We start from the raw sequence: 14,980 nt of genomic DNA, 5'->3' as shown, positions 1-14,980 counted from the left end.
CACGCGGTCTGGTGCATTGCTCGAGCGTTCACAGTCTGTCCCTGTCAAAAAGGGACGAACAAAAGCCCGCCGGCTGTCGTCGGCGGGCTTTTCTGTTTCGACCGGGATCGTTGGACGTTGAAGGAGGCGGTGGACATCCACCGGCTGCGGCATCGCCGGCTCGGGATAGGTTGCTGACGTGGCGAGCGATCTCAGGCGCCGTACCCCGGCTTGGCGTGGTTGCGGCGGTATTCACCTTGCGACCAGCGCCGAAAACATCCGGTCGGCGCTGGGCCTTTTCAGGAGTTGCGGGTGACGGATATCTCGCCGAGCAGGCGCGCCATCTCGGCCTCGGTTTCCTCGCGGCTTTTGGGCTGTTGCGGGCCTGCCTCGGGTGCTGCCGGTTCCGTTCGCGTGCCAGGGGCGACACTGCCGGTGCTGCGCGCCGGTGCGGTGGCGATCTCCTGCTCCAGAATGCGCTCGAATTCGCTGACCAGCGCTGCATTCTCGACCGCCGGTCGTTGCGGTTCGACGGCCGGAGTCTGCGGCTGCGCCGGTGACGGCGTTGGCATGGCCTGCGGCGCAAGGCGTTCGCTGCCGGTGCCGACCGGACTTGTCAGGACGCGATCGCGGGCGCGATCGAGCGCATCGATGGCATTGCGTTCAAGCGACGGCGCAGGTGCATGGACCGGCTGGAGTGACGGGGCGGGCGGCGCGGCGCGCGCGGGCGCGGCCTCCGGCAATGGCTGGCTCGCGCGCGGCGTGGCGACAGCGGGGCCGGTGTCTGCGCCGTAGAGCATGTTTCCCATCGCAGAGATGCCGCTTGCAGGCATTGGCGGTGCCGGCTGTTCGGCGCGCGTCGGCAGGACGGTCGCAGTCGTGCGCACAACAGCCGGTGCAGACGGAACAGCAACCGCGGCGGGGGCGGGGCGGGCCGCAACAGTGGCCGGTGCCGGTTCCTGGGCGGGGATGATTGCGGCAATCGCCGGCTCCGCCGGCATCGGCTCGCTCGGCATGGGCGCAGCGATGGTGCCGGAAGTTGCTGTTTCCGGTGCGTCGGCTTGCGTTGGGGCGAGGATGCGGCTTTCGATTACGATGTCGGTCGGCCCGCCGATCATCAGCAGGTGTTCGACATCGTCACGCCTGACGAGGACGAGCCGGCGGCGCGTATCGACGGCGGCGGCATCCAGCACGGAAAGCCGGGGCTGGCGGTTGCGCCCGCCACGGATGAAAGGCGATGACGGGCGGCGCCGGACGATCCACAGCACCAGCGCCAGGCAAGCCAGGCCAAGCAGAACGGCGAGTGCGGCAACCAGGAACTTCGTGCCGTGTTGAGCGATGGTCTCCTCGAACATGAAGGCTAACTCCTTGGCCACAGGTTGCGTTCATTTGACGGCTTTTTTCGGGCTCGCACAAGTTCGGCGGGCAGGTTGTCCTCTAACGGCTGGCACCGGCCCACGCAATCGCCGGCCGGGACATAGCAGTGAGCGAGCGATATTCCCTGTGAATTGGGGCTTGCAGCTTTCATTCCTTTGCTTTTTGGGTTTCCCTCAAAAAGCTAAAGTGATTCCAATGGCTCCCGCGCCGCGCGGCCTTCAGGAGTTTCAGGCCAAGAGAGAGGGCGATGTCTAAGATCCGGCAGGAGGTTGAGTATCACGCACCGATCGTCGAGCGGAGCAGCCGGCCGGGCGTGATCCTGAGGATCGTGCTTCTGGCGATCGTGCTGACGGCTTCGGCAGGCGCCTTCATTCTCTTCAAGAACCAGCTCGAGAACGAAATCGTGCTCGGCATTCTCGGCGTGCTCGCGATGGTGGGCATATTTTTCTTCGTCTCGGCCATGATCGGTTTCATCGAGATCATGCCGCAGTCGCGCCCGGACGAACTGGCCCGCACCTTCGTCGATACCCAGCCGGACGGTACGCTGATCACCGATCGCAAGGGCCGCATCATCTATGCCAACGCCGCCTATGGCGCGCTCACCGGTGCTGCGCACGAAAACGAGGCGCAGACGCTGGAGACGTTGTTCTCGCGCGACCGGGAAGCCACCGAATCGGTCTACCGCCTGACCAACGGCCTGCACGAGGGCAAGGAGGGAGCGGAGGAGTTCCGGCTGCTGAAGCCGCTGAACACCGCCGTTGCGGGCGGAACCGGTGCCCGCTGGTACCGGCTCAAGGCCCGGATCCTGCCCAATCGCGAGCGAAGCGGACCGTCGCTTTATGTCTGGCAGATCGCCGACATCACCTCCGAACGCGACGACCAGGAGCGCTTCTTCAAGGAGCTTCAGAACGCGATCGACTATCTGGACCATGCGCCTGCCGGTTTCTTCTCCGCCGGGCGCAAGGGTGAGGTGGTCTATCTCAATGCGACGCTGGCCGACTGGCTCGGCATCGACCTGACGAAATTCCATCCCGGAACGCTGTCGATGGGTGATCTCCTCGCCGGCGAGGGACTGGCCCTGGTGCAATCGGTGCAGGCCGAGCCGGGCGCGAAGAAGACCGTGGTGCTCGACCTGGACCTGCGCAAATCGAACGGCCAGAGCCTTCCGGTCCGCCTCGTCCACCGTGTCACCGCCAACCGCGACGGTGCGCCCGGCGAAAGCCGGACCATCGTGCTTGCGCGCGACGTGACCGACGACAGCGACCAGTCGGCCTCGGTGGCCGCCATGCGTTTCACGCGCTTCTTTAACAATACGCCGATGGCGATCGCCTCTGTCGACGGCGACGGGCGCATCCTGCGCACGAACGCGCCGTTCCTGAAACTGTTCTCCGGCGTCGTCTCGCGCGACGACATCGACAAGGGCGCGCGGCTGGAAAGCATCGTGCATGTGACCGACCGGTCGCGGTTGGAGGCAGCGCTTGAGGCAGCGCGCGACCGCCAGGGCGACATCGCGCCGATCGATTCGCTGCTTCCAGGCGACGAAGGACGCCATTTCCGCTTCTATGTGAATGCCGTCATCGACCAGAACGACCAGTCCCCCGAAGAGGCCGCGATCGTCTATGCCGTCGAGATTACCGAGCAAAAGGCGCTCGAGAAGCAGATGGCGCAGACGCAGAAGATGAATGCGGTCGGCACGCTTGCCGGCGGCATCGCGCACGACTTCAACAACGTGCTGACGGCGATCCTGCTCTCTTCCGACCACCTGCTGCTGTCGGCGCGGCCGGCCGATGCCAGCTTTGCCGATCTGATGGAGATCAAGCGCAACGCCAACCGGGCCGCGGTGCTGGTGCGCCAACTGCTGGCGTTCTCGCGCAAGCAAACCATGCGCCCGACCGTACTGCAGATGACCGACGTGATCGGCGACCTGCGCATGCTGGTCGACCGGATGACCGGTACCAACGTCAAGATCGAGGTAGACTACGGACGCGATCTGTGGCCGGTGAAGACGGATCTCGGCCAGTTCGAACAGGTGCTGGTCAACCTGGCGGTCAACGCCCGCGACGCGATGCCGGACGGGGGAACCATCACCTTCCGCACACGCAACGTCGAGGCGGCGGACGTGCCGGCGCTCGGCTACCGCGAATTGCCGGAAGGCGACTATGTCGAGATCGACGTCATGGACCGCGGCACCGGCATTCCGCCGGAAATCCGCGACAAGATCTTCGAGCCCTTCTTCACGACCAAGGAAGTGGGCAAGGGCACCGGTCTCGGCCTGTCGATGGTCTACGGCATCATCAAGCAGAGCGGCGGCTACATTTTCGTCGATTCGGAAGTGGGACGCGGCACGATGTTCCGCATTTTCATGCCGCGCCATGTCGAAGAGATTCCCGCACCGGCGCTGCAGGCCCCTGGCGTGTCCGGCGGCGAGGCTGTACCGCGCGCCGTTCCTGCGCCGACAACCGATCCCGCCAAGGAGCCGCGCGACCTGACCGGTTCGGCCGTGGTTCTGCTCGTCGAGGACGAAGAGGCGGTGCGCCGTGGGGGCAAGCGCATGCTGGAGACCCGCGGCTACACCGTGCACGAGGCTGGCTCCGGGGTGGAGGCGCTCGACATCATGGAAGAGCTCGGCGGCGCAGTCGATATCGTCGTGTCCGACGTCGTGATGCCTGAAATGGACGGGCCGTCGCTGCTGCGCGAACTGCGCAAGAACTACCCCGACCTGAAGTTCATCTTCGTTTCCGGCTATGCCGAGGATGCCTTTGCCCGCAACCTCCCGGCGGACGCGAAATTCGGCTTCCTGCCGAAGCCGTTCTCGCTGAAGCAACTGGCCGAGGCCGTGCGCGAGATGCTGGACGGATAGGACCGAATCGGTGACCGGAGCCCATTGCGTGGACTGTATCCGGTCATCCCGCTAGCAAAAGACCGGGCGATGCCATGGCATCGTGCGAGGATTTTGCCGCCGCCGGGGAGCGGAAATGGTACACAGGGCCGGTCGCTTTTGGTTCGCGGCCGTCGTTGAAAATCCTGACAAGACCGGGTGGTCCGGATGTGGTTTTCGCCTAGCGGAAACCGAAATCGATCCGGATCGATGGGGTCTGCTCATCGATCATTGGCAAAAGGCCTGTCCGCCCCGCTTTCTTCCCGTGTTCGTGCGAAAGGATCCCGATGAGGCTCGGCCGGATACTTCTCTACGTCAGGGATATCGAGGAGACTGCGCAGTTCTATCAGCGCTTCTTCGGCTTCGAGGTGTCGCAGCGGGATGATGACCGCATCGTGGAACTGTTCGGTCCCAATGGCGGCGCGAACATCATGCTCCACCCTGCCGCCCGCGGCCAGCGCTTGGGGCGGTCGACGGTGAAGCTCGTGTTCGATGTGGAAGACGTCGATGCCTTCTGCCGGGATAGTGCCGCGGCGGGTCTTGAATTCGGCCCGGTGCACAGGGCGGAGGGTTATGCCTTTGCCAATGCGAAGGATCCCTCCGGCAATCCGATCCAGGTTTCGAGCCGAGCCGTTCGCCTATCCATATAGCGAAGGCCCGGCGTCGCCAGTTGGCAGCTCTCAGTCTGCCAGCGCCACCGCGATTTCGGCCGCCAGCCGCGCATTGTTCTCAACCAGTGCGATGTTGGTCGCCAGGCTGCGCCCATCGGTGAGGCGGAAGATGGTATCGAGAAGGTACGGGGTCACCGCCTTGCCGGAGATTTCGTCGCGCTCGGCATTGTCGAGCGCCCGTTCGATGTAGATCTCCATCTCCCGGCGGGGGATTTCGTTTTCCTGCGGGACGGGATTGGCGATCAGCATGCCGCCGCCGATGCCGAACTGTTCGCGAACCTTCTGGAAATTGGCGATCGCGGCCGGGCTGTTCAGCATCAGCGGGCTCGCAAGCCCCGAATCGCGCGACCAGAAGGCCGGGAAGGTGGGGCTGTCATAGGTGACGACCGGTACGCCGCGCGTCTCCAGCACTTCCAGCGTCTTCGGAATGTCGAGGATCGCCTTGGCGCCGGCGCAGACGACGATGACGCCGGTTCGCGAAAGCTCGTCCAGATCTGCCGAAATGTCGAAGCTTTCCTCCGCCTTGCGATGCACGCCGCCGATGCCGCCAGTCGCAAACACGCGGATGCCGGCAAGGCTTGCCGCAATCATCGTTGCGGCGACGGTCGTGGCACCGGTGCGGCGTTCGGCGATGGCGAAGGCGAGGTCGGCCCGCGACAGCTTCATCGCGCCGCTCGTCTGCGCCAGCGCCTGCAGTTCCGCATCGTCAAGGCCGACATGCAGGATGCCGTCGATGACGGCGATGGTGGCTGGAACAGCGCCTTCCTCGCGAATGATCCGCTCGACGCTGCGCGCCATCTCGAGATTGCCGGGGAAGGGCATGCCATGGGTGATGATGGTGGATTCGAGCGCCACCAGCGGAGCGCCGCGTTCCTTGGCGGCCGCGACCTCTGCGGAATAGGCGATTGGCAACAGCCCGGAAGCCGATTTCGTCATCTTCATTACCTCGAATATCTGGGTGCCGACTGCGATGCGTGCCGGCTTCGATTGGCCGTGGCCGGCATTCTCATTGTCTCATGACAGCATTTCCGCCTCGGGGACAAGCCCCGTGACGCGGTCGAGCAGGTCCGGCTCCAGTTCCTCGGCGACTGCCAGCGGCGACCGGACGGCGATCAGCGCCGCTGCCGCCCCCTGGCGCAGCGCCGCCGCCAGCGGCTTGCCCGTCAGCCGGGCGGAAAGGAAGCCCGACGCCATCGCATCGCCCGCACCCGTCACGTCGCCCAGCGTCTCCAGGGCGGGAGGCGCCAATGCTGCGACGCCGGTCGGATCGAAGGCGATCGCCGCATCCTTGCCCCGGGTCACGACCGCGGATGTCAGGCCGATGTCGCGAAGGAGGTTTGGCCAGTGCCGCGGATCGTCGGGCCGCGCATCCGTCAGCGCGCGCGCTTCGGCTTCATTCATGAAGAGGCCGGTGAGCGCCGGAAGGGCGTCGCGGAAGCGGACGATCTTTGCCGGCGAGATGGCGATGCCGTAGACCGGCTTCCCCGCAGCGTGCGCCGTATCGGCGATCGCCAGGACCGTTTCTGCCGGCAGGTTGGCGTCGGTCAGGATCGCGTCGGCCTGTGCGAAGGCGTCGCGCACGGCGCGTTGCTGCAGCCTGCGCGGAGAAAACAGCCGGTAGAGTTCCATGTCGGCGAGCGCGATCACCAGGTTGCCGTCGCGCTCGATGATCGCCGTATAGCTCGGCGTGGCGCGGTCCAGAAAGGTGAAGGGCGTGTCCTCGACGCCGGCGGCAAGGGCGGCTGCGGCAACGATCTCGCCATCGGCATCGCCGCCGCGTGGGGCGATCAGGCGGACGGCATGGCCGAGGCGGGAAAGGTTGCGCGCGGCATTGAAGGCGCCGCCGCCGGCTTCCACGAACCAAGTGCCCGGATTGCTGGCGCCGGGGGCCGTATCGCCATGGATGCGGCCGCGCCGGTCCACATGGGCGCCGCCGAGGACGAGAATGTTGGCGCCGGTCATCGTGCGGTCCCCGCCTTTGGTCGATTCGCACCGCAAACGCGGTTTTGGCCGCCGCGGATGGGGTGGTATACTGTCTTGGAAGGCGTTGGAAACATAATGCGAACACGCCCCCGAAACGCGAAACTAATCAATTGCATGGTGTGCAGTTGCCAAAAGAGAACAAAGAGTGTACATAGCTTTCATCGGCGGCTTCATTGCCTGTCTGGCCCCAATAACCTAAAGGTGGAGCAAATGGCACAAAACTCTTTGCGGCTCGTAGAGGATAAATCGGTGGACAAAAGCAAGGCACTCGAAGCGGCACTTTCTCAGATCGAGAGGTCCTTCGGCAAGGGCTCGATCATGAAGCTCGGTTCGAAGGACAGTGTTGTCGAGATCGAAACCATCCCGACCGGCTCGCTCGGCCTCGACATCGCGCTCGGAATTGGCGGCCTGCCGAAGGGGCGCATCATCGAAATCTACGGCCCCGAGAGCTCGGGCAAGACGACGCTCGCCCTGCAGACGATCGCGGAAGCCCAGAAGAAGGGCGGCATCTGCGGGTTCGTCGATGCCGAACATGCGCTCGACCCGGTCTATGCCCGCAAGCTCGGCGTCGATCTGGAGAACCTCCTGATCTCGCAGCCCGACAACGGCGAGCAGGCGCTGGAGATCACCGATGCGCTGGTGCGCTCCGGGGCGCTCGACGTGCTGGTCATCGATTCGGTCGCGGCACTGACGCCGCGGGCGGAAATCGAGGGCGAGATGGGCGACAGCCTGCCGGGACTTCAGGCGCGTCTGATGAGCCAGGCGTTGCGCAAGCTGACGGCGTCGATCTCGAAGTCGAACACCATGGTCATCTTCATCAACCAGATCCGCATGAAGATCGGCGTCATGTTCGGTTCGCCGGAAACCACCACCGGCGGTAACGCGCTGAAGTTCTACGCCTCTGTGCGCCTCGACATCCGCCGCATCGGTGCGGTGAAGGAGCGCGACGAGGTCATCGGCAACCAGACGAAGATCAAGGTCGTCAAGAACAAGATGGCGCCGCCCTTCAAGGAGGTCGAGTTCGACATCATGTATGGCGAGGGTGTGTCCAAGACCGGCGAGCTGATCGACCTCGGCGTCAAGGCGGGCATAGTGGAGAAGTCCGGCTCGTGGTTCTCCTATAACAGCCAGCGTCTGGGGCAGGGCCGCGAGAATGCCAAGCAGTTCCTGCGCGACAATCCGGATGCGGCACGCGAGATCGAGATGGCGCTGCGGCAGAACGCGGGCCTGATCGCCGAAAAGCTCCTGGATGGCAAGCCGGAAGAAGACGACGGTGACAATCTCGCCGAGATGTGAGCCGCCTGCCACTGCAGGGTGAATTTGCTTCGACGAACCGGTCCTCGCCTTGCGGGGACCGGTTTTCGTGTCTGGACAGGCAGGAAGGCGAACGATAAAAGCCTTCAGTTTTCCGAGGTCCGGGAGGAGGCCGGCGCGTTTGCGCCGCAGAATGCCGAGGCCGCACGGTCGGGCGCCGGCGTCTTTCGCCATCCTGCCAGTAATGGAAACGGCTATGCCGAGCGATCGACCACGACCGGAACCGGTGCCGCACCATGCGGATGCAGGCGGGCGGGTGGTTCGAAGCTGCGGCGACCCGATGGAACATGTGATGGACGGCGGGGCTCGGCCCGGCCGCCGGTAGGTATGAAGGACGCAACATGAGCGGCGTGAATGAGATCCGGTCGGCCTTTCTCGACTATTTTCGCAAGAACGGTCACGAGGTCGTGCCCTCCAGTCCGCTGGTGCCGCGCAACGATCCGACACTGATGTTCACCAATGCGGGCATGGTGCAGTTCAAGAACGTGTTCACCGGCCTGGAACAGCGTCCCTATTCGACGGCGACGACGGCGCAGAAATGCGTCCGCGCCGGCGGCAAACACAACGACCTCGACAATGTCGGCTATACCGCCCGCCACCACACCTTCTTCGAGATGCTCGGAAATTTCTCGTTCGGCGATTATTTCAAGGAGCGCGCGATCGAACTTGCCTGGGGGTTGATCACCAAGGAGTTCGGCATCGACAGGAACCGCCTGCTCGTCACCGTCTACCACAACGACGACCAGGCCTTCGACCTGTGGCGGAAGATCGCAGGGCTGCCGGAGAGCCGCATCATCCGCATCGCGACCAGCGACAACTTCTGGGCGATGGGCGATACCGGCCCGTGCGGCCCGTGCTCGGAAATCTTCTACGACCACGGCGACCACATCTGGGGCGGCCCTCCGGGTTCGCCGGAAGAGGACGGCGACCGGTTCATCGAGATCTGGAACCTCGTCTTCATGCAGTACGAGCAGTTGACCAAGGAGGAGCGGATCGATCTGCCGCGGCCCTCGATCGATACCGGCATGGGGCTCGAGCGTATCGCGGCCCTGCTGCAGGGCAAGCACGACAACTACGATATCGACCTGTTTCAGGCGCTGATTTCCGCCTCGGTGGAGGCGACGGGCGTCGATGCGAACGATCCGGAACGGCGCGCGAGCCATCGCGTGATCGCCGATCACCTGCGCTCGTCCGCTTTCCTGATTGCCGACGGCGTCCTTCCTTCGAACGAGGGGCGCGGCTACGTGCTTCGCCGGATCATGCGCCGTGCCATGCGCCATGCGCAGCTGCTGGGCGCGCGCGATCCGCTGATGTGGAAGCTTCTGCCGGCGCTGGTCCAGCAGATGGGGCGCGCCTATCCGGAACTCGTGCGCGCCGAGGCACTCATCTCGGAGACCCTCAAGCTCGAGGAAACCCGTTTCCGCAAGACGCTCGAGCGCGGCCTTTCGCTGCTTTCGGATGCATCCTCCGATCTGCACAAGGGTGACATCCTCGACGGCGAAACAGCCTTCAAGCTCTATGACACCTACGGCTTCCCGCTCGACCTGACGCAGGACGCGCTGCGCAACCGCGGCATCGGCGTCGATCTCTCCGGTTTCACCGATGCGATGGAGCGCCAGAAGGCCGAGGCGCGCAAGAGCTGGGCGGGTTCGGGCGATGCCGCCGCCGAGACGATCTGGTTCGAGCTGCGCGAGAGGCACGGCGCGACCGAGTTCCTGGGCTACGACACCGAGGCAGCCGAGGGCGTCGTCCAGACGATCGTCCGCGACGGGACGAGCGTGGATGCGGCATCGGCCGGCGATATGGTCCAGCTCGTGCTCAACCAGACGCCGTTCTATGGCGAATCCGGTGGCCAGATGGGCGATACCGGCGTCATCAGCCACGATCATGCGCGTCTGCGCGTCACCGACACACAGAAGAAGGCCGATGGACTCTTCGTCCATAACGCGATCGTGGAAGAGGGTACGGTCAAGCTTGGCGATGCGGTCGCCCTCGACGTCGACCATGCCCGGCGCGGTCGCCTGCGTTCGAACCACTCTGCCACGCATCTGCTGCACGAGGCGCTGCGCGAGGTTCTCGGCACGCATGTCACGCAGAAGGGCTCGCTGGTGGCGCCGGAGCGGCTTCGCTTCGACGTCTCGCATCCGAAGCCGATGACGGCGGAAGAGCTGAAGGTGGTCGAGGAGATGGCGAATGAGATCATCGTGCAGAATACGCCGGTGACGACCCGCCTGATGAGCGTCGACGACGCGATCGCCGAGGGCGCGATGGCGCTGTTCGGCGAAAAATACGGCGACGAGGTTCGCGTCGTTTCGATGGGCACGGGCATCCGCGGCGCCAAGGCCGGCAAGCCCTACTCGGTGGAACTCTGCGGCGGTACCCATGTCGGCGCCACCGGCGAGATCGGCCTGGTGCGGATCGTCGGCGAAAGTGCTGTCGCCTCGGGCGTACGGCGCCTGGAAGCACTAACGGGCGAAGCTGCGCGGGCCTACCTTGCGGAGCAGGACGAACGGGTGAAGACGCTGGCCGCAAGCCTCAAGGTGCAGCCGGCCGAGGTTCTTTCCCGCGTCGAGACGCTTCTCGACGAACGCCGCAAGCTGGATCGTGAACTGGCGGACGCCAAGAAGAAGCTGGCGCTCGGCGGCGGCGGCGCCAATGGCGGCGACGCCGTGCGCGAGATTGCCGGCGTGAAGTTCCTCGGCAAGGTGGTGAGCGGCGTCGAGCCGAAGGACCTGAAGGGCCTGGCCGACGAGGGCAAGAAGGGGCTGGGCTCGGGCGTCGTCGCCTTCGTCGGCGTTTCCGCCGACGACAAGGCCAGCGCCGTGGTCGCCGTCACCGACGATCTGACGGGCCGCTTCAGCGCCGTCGATCTCGTGCGCGTCGCATCGGCCGCACTCGGCGGCAAGGGCGGCGGCGGGCGGCCGGACATGGCGCAAGCCGGCGGGCCGGACGGTCAGCGTGCGAACGATGCGATCGAATCCGTCGCAGCCGCATTGGCTGGATAACGGCATCCATTGAACCTTCGAAGTTTTTGGCAACGGCGGGATTTTCCCGCCGTTGCTGTTTGTGAAGTCTTCAATTTTCCGTAGTAGCTTCCGAGTCCCGACGGAGTGTGATTCCTTGCTCGAAGTTCTCGTCAGCGTCCCGACGCTGCTGCTCTGCACCTTCTTGTCGACGCTCGTCGTCGCCGTGTTCCTGAGCCAGCATTGGGCATCGGGGCGCGCGCCCGCCGCTGCCGTCTACTGGTGCGTGGCCATGTGGATCGGTTCGGCGGCGAGCGTGTTTCTGGCGTTGCGCGCGGTTATCGCGCCGGAACTGTCGATCGGTCTTGGCAACGCGCTTGCGGCCCTGGCCTATGCGATGACCTGGGGCGGGTTTCGCTCCTTCGACGGCCGGCGGGTGTCGCGGCTTGCCGTCGCGGCCGCCCCGGTGGCCTGGTGTCTCGCCTATGGCCTCTCCGATACCTTCACCGCCGACATGAACCTGCGCGTGATCCTGATGTCGGTCATCGTCGTGGTGTATTCGCTGGCGATCGCAGCGGAAGTGATGCAGGGCCGGAAAAGTGAGCCGCTTCCATCGCGCCTCTTCATCGCCGTCCTGCTCGCACTGCATGCCGTCTTTTATGGATTGCGCATTCCCTTCACCCTGCTTGCGCCGGTATCCGATGGCGCGCAACCTTATATTTCGCCCTGGTTTGCGGCCTTCGCCGTGGAGATCTTCATTCACACGGTTGTCCTTTCGGTTTCAGTCCTGATCCTTCTCAAGGAGCGCAGCGAGGCGATCTATCGTCAGGCAGCACGCTCGGATGCGCTCACGGGGATCCTGAACCGCGGCGCGTTCATGGAGGAGGCGGCGAGCATGTTGGGGCGGCATCCGCAGGGGGGCGTGCTCATGTTGCTCGACCTCGATCATTTCAAGGCGATCAACGACACCTACGGCCATCAGGCTGGAGATAAGGTGCTGCAACGGTTCACCTCGGCCGTATCGGCGAAGCTTCGCGGCGAAATGGTCTTTGGCCGGTTTGGCGGTGAGGAGTTCGCGCTCTTTGCCGCGGCGCTGGACCTCGACGAGGCGGCCGCCTTTGCCGATGCGCTGCGCCAGGACATCGAAGGGCTGGAGATTGGCCACTACGGTACGATGATATCAGCGACGGTCAGCATCGGCGTCGCCTCCGTGGTTCTCAGTGGCGGCGACATCGACAGCCTCGTGGCATCGGCAGACTTCGCACTCTACCGGGCCAAGGCGGAAGGGCGGAACCGGAGCTGCGTCGCCGGGCCTGCGGAAAGTCTGATGCAGATTGCCGGTCGCATGCGCCTGCCCGATTTCGACGCCCCGGTGACGTCTGCAGCGCGATAGCAAGGCATCCGCTCGCGCTGTTGCCGCAAGCACATGGTCGCCAATGTCGCAAGACGGTGCACTTTCTACGGCGCGTCAGCGGATCGCGGTGGTTGCCCGAGACGGCGCCGCATTCATCCAGTGCTGCAGGCCTTCGACGACACCGTCGGCATTTGCCCGGCGCGCCTGATAGTGCCTGCCGGTGGCCGATGCGAGCTGCCGCAATTCGTCCAGCGCATTGCCCACCACGATCCCGCTGACGGCCGGCAGCAGGAACATGTCGGCGTCATTGCCGGTGTCGCCCGCCACGACGACCTCATCGAGGTCGATGTCGAGTTCACGACAAAGCCAGGCAAGTGCTGCACCCTTGCTGGCCTGGCGCGGAAGAATGTCCAGGTCCCGCTTGCTGGAATAGACCAGCCGCGCCGCGACGCCGGCGTCAGCCAGGCCCTGTTCCAGCTCGGCGATCGCCGCCTCGCTCGCATCGTGCAGATGCCAGCTGGACTTGTGGGCGTGCTGATACACCGCGTCCTGCAGCTCTATGCCGTCCACGTGACGCATGACGCGCAGCAGTGCGTCACGGTCGAACGGCGCACCAAGCGTCTCGCCGAACTGGCGGCGGCGCGTTTCGTTCAATCCACCGCCGATCATCGTTCCGACCCCGCCGATCAGATAGTCCGGCTGTGGCAGGTCGGAGACGGCGAGCAGGGCTTCTATATCGTCGAGCAGCCGGCCGCTATTGTAGACCAGCAGCGGGCGGGTCGACGGATTGAGGCTTTCCCAGAAGCTTCGGAATCGCTGGGTCGCCCGGTGGTCGCCGAGCAAGGTGCCGTCGAGATCCGATGACAGCAGCCTGACCGTCATGTCAGTCTCCATCGTTCCAGGGTTCCGCCCAGTCGTCGCCGTCGAGCGCGTGGCGCATCGGTCTTCCCTCGACAAGGGCAATCAGCTGCTGGGCGATCCCGGTCCAGGTGAAGAGACTGCGCGCCTTGTGGGCGCCCATGCGCGAAAGGCGGTTGTAGAGCCGTGGATGCTTGAGTGGCTTCATCATCGTGATGCCGAGGTCGTATTTGTCGAAAGGATCGGCAAAGAGCGCGTGCCGGCCGTAGCTGACGGAGCGAAACAGGCCACCATGGATCGTGATGATGGTGGGCGTTCCGCTTGCCATCGCCTCAATGGCCGTCATGCCGAAGGGTTCGTAGCGACTGGACAGAACGAAGAGATCGGCCGCGCGGTAATAGTCCGGCAGGTCCTCGTCGGAAACGAAGCCGGCGAAATCGACCCGGTCCTTGAGTCCCCGCTCGTCGACCAACTGTTTGAGCTGGTGGAGAATGGCGGTTTCCTGATCATCCAGGTGTTCCCCGCCTAGGGCCAGATGCAGCCGCGCTTCCGGCTCGCGCTCCGCCAGAACGGAGAAGCCTTCGATGAGCAGGTCGTACCCCTTGTTGGTCGCAAGCCGGCCCAGCGCCAGCACGGTCTTGCCATGGAAGCCGAATTTCTGGCGGGCCATCTCGCGCGTTGCACCGGAGACGGGGAAGAAACGGTTGTCGTCGTAGCCCGGCGGGATCATGTGGACCCGGTCGGGCTTGAGCCCATAGTCGGTGGTCAGCATGTCGAGCTGGATCGGGGTCGTGGCGATGACGAGGTTGCAGCTGCGATAGACGATGAGCTCGTGCTTGATGCGTTCGGAGAAGTTGAATTCGGCCTCGAAACTGTCGGCCTTGTCAGGATAGTCCGTCTCCATCTGCCGCTTCTTCCAGATGCCGAGCGAATGCGGCGTGTGGATATGCGGCACCGCGAGCGCTTCCGAAAGCCGCTGACCGGCGACGCCCGCGTCCCAGTAGTGGCTGTTGATGAAGAAGTAGTCGAGGTCGTTCGACTTGATGAAGCGGATCGCAGCCTCACACCAGGCCATCAGGTGGTTATGAAGATATTCCTTGGGGATGAAGTCGCGGCCGCCACAGGGGATACGCACGACCCGGACCCGATCGTCGACTTCGTCGAACTGCGGCTGATCCTCGAATTGTCGCGTGTATATGTCCACGAGAAAGCCGAGCCGCCCAAGTTTCTTGGCGAGTTCAAGAACATAGACGACCTGGCCGCCGGTATCGGCCGCGCCCAACGGCGGAATTGCTGCAACATAGCCGTGCGTGGAGACGAGGGCTATTCGTGGAAGAGATTCTGTTTCTGTTTTTTCAATCATGTCACTGATCTAGGATAGGGCAGGCGAACTGACCTTCAACCCCTGTGCCCGCATTTTGTTCCATCGATCGGCACCTTAATACTGGGTTCTCCCTTACAGGTGAAGCGGGCAAAAAAAGACCCGGCGCGAGGCCGGGTCCGTCCGATGGTGTGGTTATGTCGGTGTCGCCGTTCAGGCGGCCATGGCCTTCTTCAGGTTCTCGTCGATCTTGTCGAGGAAGCCGGTGGTGGAGAGCCAGGG

The 14,980-nt window shown here is 64.4% G+C and carries 10 protein-coding genes; 5 read left to right on the top strand and 5 right to left on the bottom strand.

Translation table 11 applies throughout. The features are described 5' to 3' along the window. Positions 1-278 precede the first annotated feature (278 nt). Positions 279-1,334 (bottom strand): flagellar biosynthetic protein FliO, encoded by a 1,056-nt coding sequence (locus tag HV823_RS17535; RefSeq protein ID WP_176951039.1) that lies wholly within the window; start codon positions 1,332-1,334, stop codon positions 279-281. A 269-nt stretch (positions 1,335-1,603) separates the two neighbouring features. Here HV823_RS17535 and cckA point away from each other — a divergent pair, with 269 nt between their 5' ends. Beyond that, a complete protein-coding gene (gene cckA / locus HV823_RS17530; protein WP_176951038.1) occupies positions 1,604-4,216 on the top strand; it encodes a cell cycle histidine kinase CckA in 2,613 nt (870 codons plus the stop codon). Between the two features lie 305 nt (positions 4,217-4,521). After that, positions 4,522-4,884 (top strand): VOC family protein, encoded by a 363-nt coding sequence (locus HV823_RS17525; protein WP_176951037.1) that lies wholly within the window; start codon positions 4,522-4,524, stop codon positions 4,882-4,884. Between the two features lie 30 nt (positions 4,885-4,914). Here the strand turns inward: HV823_RS17525 and HV823_RS17520 are convergent, their stop codons facing one another. Together HV823_RS17520 and HV823_RS17515 are read right to left on the bottom strand one after the other, a co-directional pair. Beyond that, positions 4,915-5,841, bottom strand: a complete 927-nt coding sequence (locus tag HV823_RS17520) for a pseudouridine-5'-phosphate glycosidase (protein WP_176951036.1) — start codon at positions 5,839-5,841, stop codon at positions 4,915-4,917. Positions 5,842-5,919: 78 nt separating this feature from the next. Continuing rightward, the gene (locus HV823_RS17515) at positions 5,920-6,867 is read right to left on the bottom strand and encodes a carbohydrate kinase family protein (protein ID WP_176951035.1); all 948 of its coding nucleotides are present in this window, start codon (positions 6,865-6,867) and stop codon (positions 5,920-5,922) included. A gap of 231 nt (positions 6,868-7,098) precedes the next feature. On the opposite strand from HV823_RS17515, the gene recA reads away from it, so the two are divergent. From recA to HV823_RS17500, 3 genes are all read left to right on the top strand, one after another. Next, on the top strand, positions 7,099-8,184 hold the full coding sequence (gene recA / locus HV823_RS17510; RefSeq protein WP_097140963.1) for a recombinase RecA: 1,086 nt from the start codon (positions 7,099-7,101) through the stop codon (positions 8,182-8,184). Between the two features lie 359 nt (positions 8,185-8,543). Continuing rightward, on the top strand, positions 8,544-11,207 hold the full coding sequence (gene alaS, locus HV823_RS17505; RefSeq protein WP_176951034.1) for an alanine--tRNA ligase: 2,664 nt from the start codon (positions 8,544-8,546) through the stop codon (positions 11,205-11,207). Between the two features lie 115 nt (positions 11,208-11,322). Next, a complete protein-coding gene (locus tag HV823_RS17500) occupies positions 11,323-12,558 on the top strand; it encodes a GGDEF domain-containing protein (protein WP_176951033.1) in 1,236 nt (411 codons plus the stop codon). Between the two features lie 75 nt (positions 12,559-12,633). Here HV823_RS17500 and HV823_RS17495 read toward each other — a convergent pair whose 3' ends face one another. Both HV823_RS17495 and HV823_RS17490 read right to left on the bottom strand, forming a co-directional pair. Further along, entirely contained in the window at positions 12,634-13,401 is a 768-nt protein-coding gene (locus HV823_RS17495; RefSeq protein ID WP_176951032.1) for an HAD-IIB family hydrolase, read from the bottom strand. 1 nt (position 13,402) lies between these two features. Beyond that, positions 13,403-14,740: a glycosyltransferase family 4 protein gene (locus tag HV823_RS17490; RefSeq protein WP_176951031.1), complete on the bottom strand. Its 1,338-nt coding sequence runs from the start codon at positions 14,738-14,740 to the stop codon at positions 13,403-13,405. Positions 14,741-14,980: the final 240 nt, after the last annotated feature.

This window comes from Mycoplana rhizolycopersici (genome assembly GCF_013378445.1).
Classification (GTDB): Bacteria; Pseudomonadota; Alphaproteobacteria; order Rhizobiales; family Rhizobiaceae; genus Mycoplana; species Mycoplana rhizolycopersici.
This window is presented reverse-complemented; position numbering and strand designations above follow the sequence as displayed.